Source organism: Geodermatophilus arenarius (assembly GCF_042654585.1).
Classification (GTDB): domain Bacteria; phylum Actinomycetota; class Actinomycetes; order Mycobacteriales; family Geodermatophilaceae; genus Geodermatophilus; species Geodermatophilus arenarius.
Genome location: NZ_JBHSGR010000007.1, coordinates 1 through 15797 on the forward strand (window position 1 = coordinate 1; position 15797 = coordinate 15797).

The following is a 15797-nucleotide window of genomic DNA, read 5'->3' on the forward strand; positions in this document are numbered from 1 at the left end:
CTGGCCGCCGGTCCGCTCGGCGCCGCGCTGGCCGCGCTGCTCGCCGACCTCGGCGAGCGGGTGATGCTCGGCGACGCCGGCGCCAACGCCCTCGGCGCGGTGCTCGGCCTGCGGGCCGCCGCCGTCCCCTCGCGCCCGGCGCGCGCGGGCCTGCTGGCCGCGGTCACCGCGCTCACCCTCGCCAGCGAGCGGGTCAGCTTCACCCGGGTCATCGAGGCCACGCCGGGCCTGCGGGAGCTCGACCGGCTCGGCCGCCGCCCGGCGTGAGCGCCGGACCGGCGGTGCGCCCGCCCGGCCGCCGCGTCGCACAGGGGGTCGCCGGCGCCGCCGCGCTGATCGCCGTCCTCACCGTGCTGGCCCGCCTCGCCGGCTTCGGGCGCACGCTGGTCTTCACCAACGCCGTCGGCGCGGACAGCACCGGCGACACCTACACCGCGGCCAACGCCGTCCCGAACATCGTCTTCGAGGTGGTGGCGGGCGGGGCGCTGGCCTCCCTCGTCGTGCCGATGCTGGCCGCCGGCATCGCCGCCGGGGACCGCGAGCAGGTCCGCCGGACCGCCTCGGCGCTGCTGGGCTGGACGCTGCTGGTGCTCGCGCCGCTGGCCGCGCTGCTCGCCGTCCTCGCGCACCCGGTCGCCGAGCTGCTGCTCGGCGGCGGCACGCCCGCCGAGGTCGACCTGGCCGCCCGCTTCCTCGTCGTGTTCGCACCGCAGGTGGTGCTCTACGGCCTCGCCGTCGTCGCCACCGGCGTGCTGCAGGCCCACCGCCGCTTCGCCTGGCCGGCCCTGGCGCCGCTGCTGTCCAGCGTCGTCGTCGCCGCCGCGTACGCCGCCTTCGCGTGGACGGGCGGCGGCCGGGAGGTCCGGGACCTGACGACGACGGGCGAGCTGGTCCTCGGCGTCGGGACGACGCTCGGCGTGCTGGCCCTGGCGCTGGCGGTGCTGCTGCCGGTGCGGGGGCTGCACCTGGGGCTGCGGCCCGCGCTGCGGTTCCCGGTGGGCGCGGCGCCGCAGGTGCGCCGGCTGGCGGTCGCCGGGGTGCTCACCCTCGCCGGGCAGCAGCTGGTGGCCGCGGTCGCCATCCGGCTGGCCGGCGACGGGCCCGACGGCACCCAGGTCGCCTACACCGCCGGGCTCACGCTGTTCCTCGTGCCGTGGGCGGCGGTCGCGGTGCCGCTGGCCACCTCCGCCTACCCGCTCATGGCCGAGCGCGCCGCGGTCGGGGACCTGCCCGGCTACCGCCGCGCGCTGGCGCCGGTCACCGCGCTGGTCGTGGCCGCCAGCGCCGGGGCCGCCGCGGTGCTGGCCGCCGTCGCCGGGCCGATGGCGCGGGTGTTCCTCGTCGACGGGGAGGCCGACCGGGTCGCCGCGCTGCGCGACGCCGTCGTCGCCTTCGCCCCGGGCCTGGTCGGCTACGGCCTGGTCGCCGTCCTCACCCGGGCGCTCTACGCCCGCGGGCTGTGGCGGGCGCCGACGGCGTGCGTGCTCGGCGGGTGGCTGCTCGCCGTGGCCGCCGACGTCGTCCTGTCCACCGCGCTGCCGGTCGCGGACCGGGCGCTGGCGCTGGGCGCCGGGCACAGCGCCGGGGTGACCGCCGCGGGCCTCGGCCTGCTCGTCGTCACGGCGCGGACGGCCGGGCCCACGGGGCTGGCCGGGCTGGCCCACCTGGGCCTGCTGGTGCTGCTCGCCGCCGGGGCGGGCGTGGCCGCGGGCCTCGCGGTCGCCCGCGCACTGGGCGCCGACCCGGTGCCCGTCGGGTCGCTGCTCGCGGCGGCGGGGGCGGCGCTGCTGGCGGCCGCGACCGTGACCGCGGTGGCGGCGGCGGTCATGATGGGGACGGCGCGCCGCCCCCTGACCGCGGCGGTGCGCGCGCTGCGGACGCCCGGGGGGACGGAGGTGCACGGTGGCTGAGGCCCGACCGCTGGCCGGCCGCCGGGTGGCCGAGGTGCTCGCCACCAGCACCGGCGGCGTCGGCACCCACCTGCGCTCGGTGCTGCCCGCGCTGGCCGGCGCGGGCGCCGGGGTCACCGTCTGCGGGCCCGCGGCCACCGACGCGCTGTTCGGCTTCTCCGCCGCGGCCGGCTTCACCCCGGTGGAGATCTCCGCCGGGCTCGACCCGCTCGCCGACACCCGCGCGGTGCTCGCGCTGCGCCGCGCCGCCGCCGGGGCCGACCTCGTGCACGCCCACGGGCTGCGCGCCGGCCTGGTCGCCGCCGCCGCGGTGCGCGGCGGCACCCGCCGCCCGCTGGTGGTCACCCTGCACAACGCGCTGCCCGAGCGCTCCGGTCCGCTCCGCCGGGTGCTGGTCGCCGCCGAACGGGCCACCGTCCGCGCCGCCGACGTCGTGCTGGCCGCCTCCGGCGACCTCGCCGACAACGCCCGCCGCCTCGGCGCCCGCGACGTCCGGGTGGCGCCGGTGTCGGCGCCCGCGCTGCCGCCGGCCCGCCGGTCCCGCGACGAGGTCCGCGCCGGCCTGGGGCTGGCCGACGGCCGCCCGCTGGTGCTCGCCGTCGGGCGGCTGCACCCGCAGAAGGGCTACGACGTCCTCCTCGACGCCGCCGCGACCTTGGCCCGTGGCGCGGCCGGTGACCGCGCGCCGCTGGTCGCGATCGCCGGTGACGGGCCGCTGGAGGCCGAGCTGTCCGCCCGGATCGCCGTGCAGCGGCTGCCGGTGACCCTGCTCGGCCGCCGCGACGACGTCGCCGACCTGCTGGCCGCCGCCGACCTGGTGGTGCTGCCCTCCCGCTGGGAGGCGCGCTCGCTCACCGCCCAGGAGGCGCTGCGGGCCGGCACGCCGCTGGTCGCCACCCGCACCGGCGGGCTGCCGGAGCTGCTCGGCGACGGCGCGCTGCTCGTGCCCCCCGGCGACGCCGCCGCGCTGGTCGGCGCGGTCGACGACCTGCTCGCCGACCCCGCCGGCGCCGCCGCGCTGGCCGAGGCCGGGCGGGCGCGGGCGGCGGGCTGGCCGGACGAGGCCGCCACCGCCCGCACCCTGGTCGCCGTCTACCGCGAGCTGCTGGGGCCCCCGCGGTGAGGCGCGCCGCCGTCCTGCTGTCCGTGCTGCTGGCGCTGCTCGCCCTCGGGCTGCCCGGATCGGCGGCGGCGGACGACGGCCGGCGCGCCGACCGGGTGCTCGTCGTCGGCGTGCCCGGGCTGGTGTGGGACGACGTCGACCCCGGGCGGACGCCGGCCCTGTGGGAGCTGGCCGACACCTCGCCGGTCGGGGCGGTGTCGGTGCGCGCGGCCCGCTCCACCACCTGCCTGCTCGACGGCTGGGCCACCCTCGGCGCGGGCAACCGGGCCCGCTTCCCGGCGCCGGACGAGATGCTGCCGATGGTCCCGCTGCCCACCGTGCCGCTGCCGGGGGAGACACCGGACGCCCCCGGCGGGTCCGGCGCGGCCCCCTCCCAGGAGCCGGTGCCGGCCGGGCCGCCGGCCAGCCCCGAGCTGTCGCACTGCGGGCTGCAGGAGCGGCTGGCGGAGGCGGGGCTGGCCGATCCGCTCAGCGCCGTCCGCGCGGTCGCCGAGGACGACGCCAGCGCCCGCTTCGGCGCCGAGCCGGGGGCCCTCGGCGCCGCGGTCGGCTGCGCGACGGTCGTCGGCCGGGCGGCGGCGCTGGCCGTGGCCGCGCCCGGGGTCGGGCTGACCCGCGAGGACGCGCTGCCGGCCGACCCGGCGGCGCTGGCCGCGCTGCTGGAGCCCTGCCCGCTCACGCTGGTCTCCCTCGACGGCCTGGTCGACGCCGGCGTCCCCGCGCCCGAGGGCAGCGAGACCGGCACCGACCCGGTCTCCCGCGAGGCCGCGCTGGCCGCCGTCGACGAGCAGGTGGCCCGGCTGCGCGCCGCCGTGGACACGCTGCCCGGCGAGACGCTGCTGCTGGTGCAGGGCGTCTCGGAGGTCAACGACGGCCGCCCGCAGCTGCACGTGGGCATCGCCTCGGGTCCCGGGTTCCCCGGCCCGGGGTGGCTGACGTCGGCCAGCACCGGCCGGGCGCCGTTCACCCAGCTCATCGACGTCGCCCCGACCGTGCTGCGCGCGCTGGACCTCGAGCAGCCGGCGTCGGTCAACGGCCAGCCGCTCACCGTGGCCGGGGGCCGTCCCGCCACCGCGGAGGCGGTCGCGGAGCTGGAGCGGGCCAACACCGCCGCGGTCACCCACCACCGCAGCACCGGCACGTTCTTCACGGCGCTGGTGGCGGTGCAGGCCGCCGTCGTCGTCCTCGGCGTGCTCGTGCTCGGCCTCACCCGCGGCGCGCGGCCGCGCGCCCGGCTGCGGCCGGTGCTGGAGCTCGCGGCCCTGGCGGCCGCGGCGCTGCCGGTGGCCACCTACCTGGCCGGGCTGCTGCCCTGGGAGCGCGCCGGCTCGCCGCGGTGGGCGCTGGCCGGGGCGCTGCTGGTGGCCGACGCCGCGGTGGTCGCGGTCGCCGTCCTGGGGCCGTGGCGCCGCCGCCGGGGCGGGCCGCCGCTGGCCGTCCTCGCGGTCACCGTCGGCACGCTGGTCGCCGACGTGCTCACCGGCTCGTCGCTGGAGCTGGACGGGCTGCTCGGCTACGACGCGATCGTCGCCGGGCGGTTCACCGGCTACGGCAACCTCACCTCCGGCCTGCTGGCGGCGGCCGCGCTGGGCGGCACCGCCGTCGGCGCCACCGCGGCCGGCCGCCGCGCCGGGCGGGACGACGGCGGGCGGCGGGCGCGGCGGGTCACCGGCGTCGTCGTCGTGGGCGCCGGGCTGGCCGGCGTGGTGCTGGTCGGCGCGCCGGGGCTCGGCCGCGACTTCGGCGGCGTGCTCGCGGTGCTGCCCGGCTTCCTGCTGCTGGCGATGCTGCTCACCGGCGTGCGCGTGACCGCGGTGCGGCTGGCCGCGGTGCTCGGCGCCGGGGTGGTCGCCGTCGGCACGCTGGCGTTCCTGGACTGGCTGCGGCCGGCCGCCGAGCGCAGCCACCTCGGCCGGTTCGTCGAGCAGCTGCTCACCGGCGAGGCGTGGACGGTGGTGAGCCGCAAGGCCTCGGCCAACGTCGGCATCCTGCTCGGCAGCGCGCTGGCCTGGATGCTGCCGGTGGCGCTCGTGGCCGCCGTCTGGCTGGTGCGCGGCCGCCGGCCCGCGCTGCTGCGCGGTCCCGGCCTGCTCCGCGACGGCGGCTCGGGCCTGCGCCCGGCCGACGCGGCCGTGCTGCGCGCCGGGCTGGTCGCCGCGGCGCTGAGCCTGGCCCTGGGCGCCGCGGTCAACGACTCCGGCGTCGCGCTGCCCGCGACCGCCGCCGCGCTGCTCGTGCCGCTGCTGGTGACGCTGGCCACGACGGCGCCGGGCCGGCGGGGCGTGCCCGCGGACAGCCGGGACGAGGACCCGGACCGTGTTACGGTGGGTTCCCGTGGGTCGACCTGGAATGCGTGATCGCGGGCTCCTCCACAACTCCCAGCCGACGAAGTTCGTCTTCGTCACCGGTGGAGTTGTCTCCTCTCTCGGCAAGGGCCTGACGGCCAGTTCCCTCGGCGCTCTGCTGTCCGCCCGCGGCCTGCGGGTGACCATGCAGAAGCTGGACCCGTACCTCAACGTGGACCCCGGGACGATGAACCCGTTCCAGCACGGCGAGGTCTTCGTCACCGAGGACGGCGCCGAGACCGACCTCGACGTCGGCCACTACGAGCGGTTCCTCGACACCGACCTCGGCCGGCGCTCGAACGTCACCACGGGGCAGGTCTACTCCGACGTGATCGCCAAGGAGCGGCGCGGGGAGTACCTCGGTGACACCGTGCAGGTCATCCCGCACATCACCAACGAGATCAAGTCCCGCATCCTCGCCGCCGCGGAGTCCGGCACCGAGGACGACGAGGGCGTGGACGTCGTCATCACCGAGATCGGCGGCACCGTCGGCGACATCGAGTCGCTGCCCTTCCTCGAGGCCGCCCGGCAGGTGCGCCACGAGATCGGCCGGGACAACTGCTTCTTCCTGCACATCTCGCTGGTGCCCTACATCGCGCCGTCGGGCGAGCTGAAGACCAAGCCGACGCAGCACTCGGTCGCCGCGCTGCGCAACATCGGCATCCAGCCCGACGCGGTGGTCTGCCGCGCCGACCGCGAGATCGGCACCGGCCTCAAGCGCAAGATCAGCCTGATGTGCGACGTCGACGCCGAGGGCGTGATCTCCTGCCCCGACGCGCCGTCGATCTACGACATCCCCAAGGTGCTGCACCGCGAGGGCCTGGACGCCTACGTCGTCCGCCGGCTGGGCCTGCCGTTCCGCGACGTCGACTGGACCGTGTGGGGCGACCTGCTCGAGCGGGTGCACCGCCCGAAGCAGACGGTGACGATCGCGCTGGTCGGCAAGTACGTCGACCTGCCCGACGCCTACCTGTCGGTCAGCGAGGCGCTGCGCGCGGGCGGGTTCGCCCACCGCGCCCGGGTGCAGATCCGCTGGGTGCCCTCCGACGACTGCCAGACCCCCGAGGGGGCGGCGGCCGCGCTGTCCGACGTCGACGGCGTGTGCATCCCCGGCGGGTTCGGCGTCCGCGGCATCGAGGGCAAGCTCGGCGCGATCCGCTACACCCGCACCAACGGCATCCCGACCCTGGGGCTGTGCCTGGGTCTGCAGTGCATGGTCATCGAGTACGCCCGCAACGTGGCCGGGCTCGAGCAGGCCAACTCCGCCGAGTTCGACCCCGACACCCCCGACGCGGTCATCGCCACCATGGCCAGCCAGGTCGACGTCATCGCCGGCGAGCGCGGGCTGGGCGGCACCATGCGGCTGGGCAGCTACCCGGCGCACCTGCTCAAGGGCTCGCAGGCCGCGGCCGCCTACGGCTCGACCGAGATCACCGAGCGGCACCGGCACCGCTACGAGGTGGCCAACGCCTACCGCGACCGGCTCTCCGACGCCGGCCTGGTGTTCAGCGGCACCTCGCCCGACGGCCTGCTGGTCGAGTTCGCCGAGCTGCCGCGCGAGGTGCACCCGTTCTTCGTCGGCACCCAGGCCCACCCGGAGCTCAAGAGCCGCCCCACCCGCCCGCACCCGCTGTTCGCGGCGTTCGTCGACGCGGCCATCGACCGCGCCGAGTCCGCCCGGCTGCCGGTGCCGGTGGAGGCCGAGGCGGAGAAGGTCGGGATCTGAGGTGACCGAGCCGGCCGCCGACGGCGACTACCGCGTCCTCGACAGCGAGACGGTCTACGAGGGGCGGGTCATCTCGCTGGTCAAGGACACCGTCGCCATGCCCGGCGGCGGCGACAGCGTGCGCGAGGTGGTCCGCCACCCGGGCGCGGTCGCCGTCGTCGCGCTGGGCGACGACGGGCAGGTCGTGCTGCTCCGGCAGTACCGGCACCCGGTCGGCGGCTACCTGTGGGAGCTGCCCGCCGGCCTGCGCGACGCCGACGGCGAGCCGCCGCTGGAGACCGCGAAGCGGGAGCTGGCCGAGGAGGTGCGCATGGCCGCCGAGCGGTGGTCGCTGCTCACCACCAGCTTCAGCACCCCGGGCTTCTGCGACGAGCTGGTGCTGGTCTACCTCGCCGAGGGCCTGTCCGACGTCGACCGGCCCGAGGGCTTCACCGTGGAGCACGAGGAGCTCGACATGACCGTCGAGCGGGTGCCGCTGGACGACGCCGTGCAGTGGGTGTTCGACGGGCGGATCCGCAACGCCGCCGCCGTCATCGGCCTGCTCGCCGCCGCCCAGCACCGCGCCGCCGGCCCGCGCCTGCGCCCCGTCGACGCCACCTGACGAACTCCCTCGCTCCCCACGGCTCGCACGCTCGCGGCGGGATCCTGGAGGGGGCCGTCACGCGATGACGACGGGGCTGGACCAGCCGACCTGCTCGTACTCGGTGACCTGCGTGCCGGCGTCGAGGACGAGCTCCTCGAGCCAGAAGACGTAGGGGACGCCGCTGGTCAGCCCGCCGATGCCCGCCGTCACCTCGCCGCAGTCGCCGCGCTGCCCGACGGTCACCTGCGGCGGCGCCGGCTGCGGGCCGGGGACCAGCTGCTGGCTGACCGCCGTCACCCGGTAGCCCTGCACCGACTCCCGGCCGTCGGCCTGCCAGCTCACCGTCGCCGACCCCACCCCCGGGACGACGCCCGGCGGCACCTGGCGCAGGCTGCCGTAGCCGCCGCACTGCGCGGGCGGCGGCGTGGTCTGCAGCGGCTGGCCCTGCGGGACCAGCGGGCTCGGCACCTCGACGTGGAGCCGGCGCGGCACCGGCAGCGCGAGCACCGGGGCGTCGACCACCGGCGGGGGCGCCGCCGCGACCGGCTGCGGCGCGTCGACCACGCGGGCGGGCTGCGGGCCGTCGGCGGTGCCCGCGTCGTGGAACGGCGCCCAGGACGCGGTCACCTGCGCGGCGAGGTCCGTGGCCGGTGCCGACAGCACGACCAGCCCCACAGCCGCCACGGCGGCCACCCGCCCGGCGATCCCGCCGGCTGACGGGCCCCGCCGCCGTCTCGCTCGTCCCACGGTCACCTCCCGGCTCGGGAGGTGGCATCGGCACCGGTGGCCGCGTCCTCAACCCGAGAGCGGCGGCGCGGTGGCGCCGGAGCCCGCCGCGTCCGGGACGGGCAGCCGCAGCCCCAGCCGCCCGGCCTCCAGCGCGGCCAGCGCCTGCGGCGCGGCGGCGTCGCCGGCCCGCCAGGCCGCGCCGATCCCGGGCGGCAGCGCGGCCAGCCGGGGGAGCGGGGCGGTGGCGACGGCGCGGGCGGCGAGCAGGTGCAGGTCCGGGTCGGGGCCGCCGGCCAGCCGCTCCACCGCCGTCGCCTCCTGCACCCAGCGCAGCCGCCACGGCAGCCAGCGCAGCAGCAGCCAGCCCACCGGCAGCACCACCAGGACGACGGCGAGGAGCAGCGCGAGCGTGCCGACGGCGTCCTGCGCCGCCTGCCCGGCGCCCCGCACGGAGCCCGCGGCGTCGCCGAGCGCGTCGAACGGGGAGGACAGCTCGTCGCCGACCACCGGCAGGTCCTGCGCGGCGTCGGCGGCCGAGCCCATGCTGTCGGCGACCGACGTCCCGAGGTCCTCCACCGCCCGGCCGGGCGCGGCCAGCGCCAGCACCGCCCCGTGCACCGCGCGCGCCACCAGCACCCACAGCACGGCCCAGGCCAGCAGTCCGGCGTCGGCCGCCACCTGGCGCAGGCGGGCGTCGGGTCGGGCGGCGTACAGGCGCATCAGCGGGTCCTCCCGGGGGTTCGGCGACGCGTTCCGGCCCCTGCCATCGTCGGCGCTGCGCGCGGTCCCGGCAGCGCGGGAGCGGCCAGGCTCTAGGGTCCGGAGTGAGCTCCCTCACCCGGGAGCGGACGGCAGGCGCGGGCCGACGACCTCGGCCCGGTCGAACATCCAGGAGTGGTCATGCGCGTCGGGGTGCCCCGCGAGGTCAAGAACAGGGAGTACCGGGTGGCGTTGACCCCGGCCGGGGTCACGGAGCTGACCCGGGCCGGGCACACGGTGCTCGTCGAGCAGGGCGCGGGGGAGGGCAGCTCCATCCCCGACGCCGACTACACCGCCGCCGGCGCGCGCATCGTCGCGAGCGCCGACGACGTGTGGGCCGACGCCGACCTGCTGCTCAAGGTCAAGGAGCCGGTCGAGGAGGAGTACGGGCGGCTGCGCGCCGGGCAGACGCTGTTCACCTACCTCCACCTGGCCGCCTCGCGGGCGTGCACCGAGGCGCTGGTCGCCTCCGGCACCACCGCGATCGCCTACGAGACCGTGCAGACGGCCGGCGGCGCGCTGCCGCTGCTCGCGCCGATGAGCGAGGTCGCCGGGCGGATGGCGCCGCAGGTCGGCGCGCACAGCCTCGAGCGCGCGCACGGCGGCCGCGGGGTCCTGCTCGGCGGGGTGTCGGGCGTCTACGCGGCCAAGGTCGTCGTCATCGGCGCGGGGGTGTCGGGCATGAACGCCGCGACCATCGCCCTGGGCATGCAGGCCGAGGTCGTCGTCCTCGACCGCGACGTCGACAAGCTGCGCGCGGCCGACCGGGTCTACCGCGGCCACCTGCAGACGGTGACCTCCAACGCCTACGAGGTCGAGCGCGCCGTCCTCGACGCCGACCTGGTGATCGGCGCTGTGCTGGTCCCCGGCGCCAAGGCGCCCACGCTGGTGAGCAACGAGCTGGTCAGCCGGATGAAGCCGGGGTCGGTGCTCGTCGACATCGCCGTCGACCAGGGCGGGTGCTTCGAGGACTCCCGTCCCACGACACACGACGACCCGACCTTCCGGGTGCACGAGTCGGTGTTCTACTGCGTGGCGAACATGCCCGGCGCCGTCCCGAACACCTCCACGCACGCGCTCACCAACGTGACGCTGCCCTACGTCATGGCCCTGGCCGAGCAGGGGACGCGGGCGGCCGTCGCCGCGGACCCGGCGCTGGCGCACGGTGTCAACGTCGTCGCCGGGCAGGTGACCCTGTCCGAGGTGGCCGAGACGCACGGGATGACCGCCGTGCCCTGGGAGGAGGTCCTGTCCTGACGACAGCGACGGGAGCGCCGCAGCGGGGGGCGAGCGAGGAGCGGACCGGCGCGCGGGGCCTGGCCGGGGGACGGGGCCCGACGACGACGCCGGGTGCCGGTCCCGACGTCGAGCGCGTGGTCGGCGGCTACCTCGACCACCTCGCCGTCGAGCGCGGCCTGGCCGCCAACACCATCGCCTCCTACCGGCGCGACCTGCGCCGGTACGCGCGGTTCCTCGCCGACGCCGGGGTGCGGGGCCTCGGGGAGGTCGCGGAGAGCGACGTCTCCGGGTTCCTCGCGGCGCTGCGGGCCGGCGACGACGAGCACCCGCCGCTGTCGGCCACCTCGGCCGCGCGCGCCGTCGTCGCCGTCCGCGGGCTGCACCGCTTCGCGCTGCTCGACGGGCTGGTGCCCGGCGACGTCGCCGCGGAGGTCCGCCCGCCCGCGCCGGCGCGGCGGCTGCCCAAGGCGATCCCGGTCGAGGCGGTGGTGGCGCTGATCGAGGCCGCGGGGTCGGTGGAGGGCCCGCGCGGGCTGCGGGACCGGGCGCTGCTCGAGGTGCTCTACGGCACCGGCGCGCGCATCTCCGAGGCGGTCGGCCTCGCCGTCGACGACCTCGACCGCGGCCAGGCCGTGGTGCGGCTGGCCGGCAAGGGCGGCAAGGAGCGGATCGTCCCGGTGGGCAGCTACGCGTTGCGCGCCGTCGAGGACTACCTGGTGCGCGCCCGCCCGGCGCTGGCCGCGGCGGGGAGGGGCGGCGTCCGGGGCGGGCGGCTGTTCCTCAACGCCCGCGGCGGGCCGCTGTCGCGGCAGAGCGCCTGGGCGATCCTGCGGTCGGCGGCCGAGCGGGCCGGGCTGGACCCCGACCACGTCTCGCCGCACACGCTGCGGCACTCGTTCGCCACCCACCTGCTCGACGGCGGCGCCGACGTCCGCGTCGTGCAGGAGCTGCTCGGCCACGCGTCGGTGACGACGACCCAGGTCTACACGCTGGTCACCGTCGACAAGCTGCGCGAGGTGTACGCCAGCAGCCACCCGAGGGCCCTGTCCTGACGAGGGCGGGGGCGCCCGTCTGGCAGGTCCTGCCCACGGCTACCCGTCGGCACTCCGGAACCTGGGCGACATCCGCCAGCAACCGGCGTGTCCCGTGGATCGTTCGTGGTGATCTCCCTACCGTCGGGGAGGACCCGAGCGGACCGGGCCGGCCGAGACCGCGGCCGGCTCCGCCGGGGAGCACGGAGGAGTGGCACTCATGGCGATCCGAGGGGACGTGGCCGGGCAGGCCCTCGCACTTCCGGCCGACGGCGGGGAGATGGGTGCGACCGCCTCGAAGCTGGACCCCGCCCGCGCGCGGCAGCGCAAGCTGCCCGAGCCGCCGCCGCTGACCCAGCACGGCCCGGCGCGGGTCATCGCGATGTGCAACCAGAAGGGCGGCGTCGGCAAGACGACGTCGACGATCAACCTGGGTGCCGCGCTGGTCGAGTACGGCCGCAAGGTGCTGCTGGTCGACCTGGACCCGCAGGGTGCGCTGTCGGTCGGCCTGGGTGTCCCCTCCCAGCAGCTGGACCGCACGATCTACAACGCCCTCATGGAGCAGCGGACCACGCTGGCCGACGTCCGCGTTCCCACCGACGTCCCGGGCCTGGACCTGGTGCCGAGCAACATCGACCTCTCCGCCGCCGAGGTGCAGCTGGTCAGCGAGGTCGCCCGCGAGCAGACGCTGCTGCGCAAGCTGGCCGACGTCCGCGACGAGTACGACTACGTCCTCATCGACTGCCAGCCGTCGCTGGGCCTGCTCACGGTCAACGCCCTGACCGCGGCGCACGGCGTGGTGATCCCGCTGGAGTGCGAGTTCTTCTCGCTGCGCGGCGTGGCGCTGCTGGTCGACACGATCGACAAGGTGCGCGAGCGGCTCAACCCCGAGCTGGAGATCTCCGGGATCCTCGCCACGATGTACGACACCCGGACCGTGCACTGCCGGGAGGTGTTCAGCCGGGTGGTCGAGGCCTTCGGCGACACCGTGTTCCAGACGGTCATCCAGCGCACCGTGCGCTTCCCGGAGACGACCGTCGCCGGCCAGCCGATCACCACCTGGGCGCCGACCTCGTCGGGTGCGGCCGCCTACCGCGACCTGGCCAAGGAGGTCATCGCCCTGTGACGCGTCGCCCCGTCCTCCCCGGCGCGGCCGAGCTGTTCCGCCGCACCGACGTGCCGCAGGCGGAGGTCACCGAGCTGCCGAGCGTGAGCTCGGCGGTCAGCTCCCCGGCGCTGCGGGGTTCCCGCCGCGCGGCGGAGACGGCCCCCGACGACGAGTCGCCCGCCCCGCTCACACTGGTCCCCGGCGGCGCGCCGGCCGACGCGCTGGCCGCCTTCCGCGCGCCGGCGCCGGCTCCCGCCCCCGGCGCCCGCACCCGGGGCAAGCCCGCCCGGGCGGCGGGCAACGGCCGCACCCGGCACGACGAGAAGATCACCGTCTACCTCTCCGCCGAGGAGCTGCTGGCGCTGGAGAGCGCCCGGCTCACGCTGCGCGCCCAGCACGGCGTGGCCGCCGACCGCGGCCGCATCGTGCGCGAGGCGATCGCGGTGCTGCTCGCCGACCTCGAGGAGCAGGGCGAGGACTCGGTGCTCGTCCGCCGCCTGCGCGGCTGACGGAGGCGCCCCGTGCCCCCCGCCGCGCACACGCTCGTGGCGGGCCCCTGCACGGAGGCCAGGGCGCATACGCTTGCTCCCCGTGAGCGGTGAGGTGCAGGCGGTGGCGGAGCGCCCGGCGGAGCCGGCGCGCTTCACCGTGCGGCTCACCAACTTCGAGGGCCCGTTCGACCTGCTGCTGCAGCTGATCGGCAAGCACCAGCTCGACGTCACCGAGATCGCCCTGTCGGTGGTCACCGACGAGTTCATCGCCCACCTGCGGGCGCTCGGCGACGAGCTCGACCTCGACCAGGCCAGCGAGTTCCTCGTCGTCGCCTCCACCCTGCTCGACCTCAAGGCCGCGCGGCTGCTGCCCGCCGCCGAGATCGAGGACGAGGAGGACCTCGAGCTGCTCGAGGCCCGCGACCTGCTGTTCGCCCGGCTGCTGCAGTACCGCGCCTACAAGCAGGCCGCTGCGTTCCTCCGCGAGCGCGAGACCGTCGCCGCCGGCCGGTACCCCCGCGAGGCGCCGCTGGAGCCGCGGTTCGCCGAGCTGCTGCCCGAGGTGCTGCTCGGCGTCACCCCCGAGCGGTTCGCCGCGCTCGCCGCGAAGGCGCTCACGCCGAGGGAGCCGCCGACCGTCGGCGTCTCGCACCTGCACGCGCCGCCGGTGAGCGTGGCCGAGCAGCTGCTCGCCGTGCGCACCGCGCTCATCGGTGCCGGGACGCTCACCTTCCGCGCGCTGACCGCCGAGTGCGGCTCGACCCTGGAGGTCGTGGCCCGCTTCCTCGCGCTGCTGGAGCTCTACCGCCAGCAGCGGGTCACCTTCACCCAGCTGGCGCCGCTGGGGGAGCTGCACGTGCGGTGGACCGGCCCGGTGCCCTCCGGTCCCGCCGACCCGGCCGCGGAGGACCCCGCCGACGACGTCGCGACGGAGGACCTGCCGTGAGCGACCGGCCGGAGGAGCAGGAGCCGGACGGGCGGGCGGTGGAGGGGCGGGGCCCGATCTCCTGGGAGACCCTGGCCGCCGAGCTCGAGGCCACCCGCGAGCGGGACCCCGACCGCCCCGACGCGGCCGACCCCGCGGTGTGGGACGCCGTCGCCGCGGAGCTCGCCGCCCGCGTCGCCGAGCGGCCGGCGCCGGGGCACGACGACGTCCCGCCGGTCCCCGAGGAGCCGCTGGTCCTCCCGGGGATGCCCGAGCCAGAGCCGGCGCCGGCACCCGAGCCGGAGCCGGAGGTGGCGCTCGACCCGGCGGAGGTGCGCGGCGGGCTGGAGGCGCTGCTGTTCGTGGCCGACGGGCCGGTCGACGAGGTGACGCTGGCCGGCGCGCTCCGCTGCCCGGTCGCCCGGGTGCGCACCGCGCTGGCCGACCTCGCCGCCGACCACGACGCGCGCCGGTCCGGCATCACGCTGCGCCGGGTGGGGGAGGGCTGGCGGTTCTACACCCGCGAGGAGTTCGCGCCCGTCGTCGAGCGGCACCTCGCGGAGGGGCAGCGGACCCGGCTGACCCAGGCGGCGCTGGAGACCCTCGCCGTCATCGCCTACCGGCAGCCGGTCACCCGCGCGCGGGTGTCGGCGATCCGCGGGGTCGGCGTCGACGGCGTCATGCGCACCCTGCTCGCCCGCGGCCTGGTCGCCGAGGTCGGCACCGACCCCGACAGCGGCGGCGGCCTCTACGGCACGACGCCGCTGTTCCTCGAGCGGCTCGGGCTCACCGGCCTCGACGAGCTCCCGCCGCTGGCGCCGCTGCTGCCCGACCCCACCGCGCTGGCCCGGGAGGAGGACCCGGACCGGTGAGCGTCCTCCCGCACCGACCGGCTCCCGCCGCGGGGGTGGGAGACTGGGCGCGACATGGACACCGCACCGCACAGCGACGAGTACACCGACCCGGACGAGACCCCCGGCACACCCGGCGGTGAGGGCTGGTCGGAGGACATGGAGCTCGCCCCGGCCCACCCCGGCGACCGCGAGCCGTCCGCCGCGCCGGAGGAGCGCGAGGGGGAGCGGCTGCAGAAGGTGCTCGCCCGCGCCGGCGTCGGCTCCCGCCGCGTCTGCGAGGAGATGATCGACCGCGGCCGGATCAGCGTGAACGGCCGCGTCGTCACCGTGCAGGGCATGCGGGTCGACCCGCACACCGACAAGATCGCCGTCGACGGCCGGCGGATCGAGCTGCGCGACGACCGGGTCACCTACGCGCTGAACAAGCCGGCGGGCGTCATCACCGCGATGAGCGACGACCGGGACCGGCCCACCGTCGGCGACATGATCGGCGACCTCGCGCCCGGGCTGGTGCACGTCGGCCGGCTCGACCAGGACACCGAGGGCCTGCTGCTGGTCACCAACGACGGCGAGCTGGCGCACCGGCTGGCGCACCCCTCCTACGAGGTGAGGAAGACCTACCTGGCGCAGGTGTCCGGGTCGATCCCGCGCGACCTGCACCGCCGGCTGCGCGCCGGGATCGAGCTCGACGACGGCCCGGTGAAGGTGGACGCCTTCCACGTCGTGGACACCCACGCCGGCCAGTCGGTCGTCGAGGTCGTGCTGCACGAGGGGCGCAAGCACATCGTCCGGCGGCTGCTGGCCGCGGTGGACCTGCCGGTGTCCCGGCTGACCCGCACCGCGATCGGGCCGATCTCGCTGCAGCGGATGCGCAGCGGCTCGATCCGCCGGCTCACCCGCCAGGAGGTCGGCGCGCTCGAGGAGCTCGTCGGCCTCTAGCCGGCCGCGGCCCGCCCCCCGGGGCGGGGGACGGG

Annotated in this window: 14 protein-coding genes and 1 pseudogene; 13 read left to right on the top strand and 2 right to left on the bottom strand. The window is 77.4% G+C overall.

All coding sequences use genetic code 11. The annotated features are described in order from the left end of the window. The 6 genes and pseudogenes from ACFO3M_RS07980 to ACFO3M_RS08005 form a co-directional block, all read left to right on the top strand. Nucleotides 1-267: pseudogene (locus ACFO3M_RS07980) on the top strand (hypothetical protein); the annotation flags it as partial. Beyond that, a complete protein-coding gene (gene murJ / locus ACFO3M_RS07985) occupies nt 264-1910 on the top strand; it encodes a murein biosynthesis integral membrane protein MurJ (RefSeq protein ID WP_387988043.1) in 1647 nt (548 codons plus the stop codon). The pseudogene ACFO3M_RS07980 and the gene murJ, both read left to right, overlap by 4 nt. Next, a complete protein-coding gene (locus tag ACFO3M_RS07990) occupies nt 1903-3033 on the top strand; it encodes a glycosyltransferase family 4 protein (protein WP_387988044.1) in 1131 nt (376 codons plus the stop codon). Before murJ ends, ACFO3M_RS07990 begins: the two co-directional genes overlap by 8 nt. After that, the gene (locus ACFO3M_RS07995) at nt 3030-5390 is read left to right on the top strand and encodes a hypothetical protein (RefSeq protein WP_387988045.1); all 2361 of its coding nucleotides are present in this window, start codon (nt 3030-3032) and stop codon (nt 5388-5390) included. The genes ACFO3M_RS07990 and ACFO3M_RS07995 overlap by 4 nt, the downstream gene beginning before the upstream one ends. Further along, on the top strand, nt 5368-7104 hold the full coding sequence (locus ACFO3M_RS08000; RefSeq protein ID WP_456902377.1) for a CTP synthase: 1737 nt from the start codon (nt 5368-5370) through the stop codon (nt 7102-7104). Before ACFO3M_RS07995 ends, ACFO3M_RS08000 begins: the two co-directional genes overlap by 23 nt. A gap of 1 nt (nt 7105) precedes the next feature. Further along, on the top strand, nt 7106-7705 hold the full coding sequence (locus tag ACFO3M_RS08005) for an NUDIX domain-containing protein (protein WP_387988046.1): 600 nt from the start codon (nt 7106-7108) through the stop codon (nt 7703-7705). A 57-nt stretch (nt 7706-7762) separates the two neighbouring features. Here the strand turns inward: ACFO3M_RS08005 and ACFO3M_RS08010 are convergent, their stop codons facing one another. Then, nucleotides 7763-8371 (bottom strand): hypothetical protein, encoded by a 609-nt coding sequence (locus tag ACFO3M_RS08010; protein ID WP_387988047.1) that lies wholly within the window; start codon nt 8369-8371, stop codon nt 7763-7765. Between the two features lie 111 nt (nt 8372-8482). After that, the gene (locus tag ACFO3M_RS08015; RefSeq protein ID WP_387988048.1) at nt 8483-9136 is read right to left on the bottom strand and encodes a hypothetical protein; all 654 of its coding nucleotides are present in this window, start codon (nt 9134-9136) and stop codon (nt 8483-8485) included. 180 nt (nt 9137-9316) lie between these two features. Between ACFO3M_RS08015 and ald the strand changes: the two genes are divergently transcribed. The 7 genes from ald (at nt 9317) to ACFO3M_RS08050 (ending at nt 15762) form a co-directional block, all read left to right on the top strand. Continuing rightward, a complete protein-coding gene (gene ald, locus ACFO3M_RS08020) occupies nt 9317-10432 on the top strand; it encodes an alanine dehydrogenase (RefSeq protein ID WP_387988049.1) in 1116 nt (371 codons plus the stop codon). A gap of 116 nt (nt 10433-10548) precedes the next feature. Beyond that, on the top strand, nt 10549-11466 hold the full coding sequence (locus ACFO3M_RS08025; RefSeq protein ID WP_387988050.1) for a site-specific tyrosine recombinase XerD: 918 nt from the start codon (nt 10549-10551) through the stop codon (nt 11464-11466). A gap of 199 nt (nt 11467-11665) precedes the next feature. Beyond that, nucleotides 11666-12571 (top strand): ParA family protein, encoded by a 906-nt coding sequence (locus ACFO3M_RS08030; protein ID WP_458167227.1) that lies wholly within the window; start codon nt 11666-11668, stop codon nt 12569-12571. Further along, nucleotides 12568-13062, top strand: coding sequence for a hypothetical protein (locus ACFO3M_RS08035; protein WP_387988051.1), 495 nt, complete (start codon nt 12568-12570; stop codon nt 13060-13062). Before ACFO3M_RS08030 ends, ACFO3M_RS08035 begins: the two co-directional genes overlap by 4 nt. 82 nt (nt 13063-13144) lie before the next feature. Then, the gene (locus ACFO3M_RS08040) at nt 13145-13990 is read left to right on the top strand and encodes a segregation and condensation protein A (protein WP_387988052.1); all 846 of its coding nucleotides are present in this window, start codon (nt 13145-13147) and stop codon (nt 13988-13990) included. Then, the gene (gene scpB, locus ACFO3M_RS08045; protein ID WP_387988053.1) at nt 13987-14841 is read left to right on the top strand and encodes an SMC-Scp complex subunit ScpB; all 855 of its coding nucleotides are present in this window, start codon (nt 13987-13989) and stop codon (nt 14839-14841) included. Before ACFO3M_RS08040 ends, scpB begins: the two co-directional genes overlap by 4 nt. A 54-nt stretch (nt 14842-14895) precedes the next feature. Further along, nucleotides 14896-15762, top strand: a complete 867-nt coding sequence (locus tag ACFO3M_RS08050) for a pseudouridine synthase (protein ID WP_387988054.1) — start codon at nt 14896-14898, stop codon at nt 15760-15762. The last annotated feature ends 35 nt before the right edge of the window (nt 15763-15797 follow it).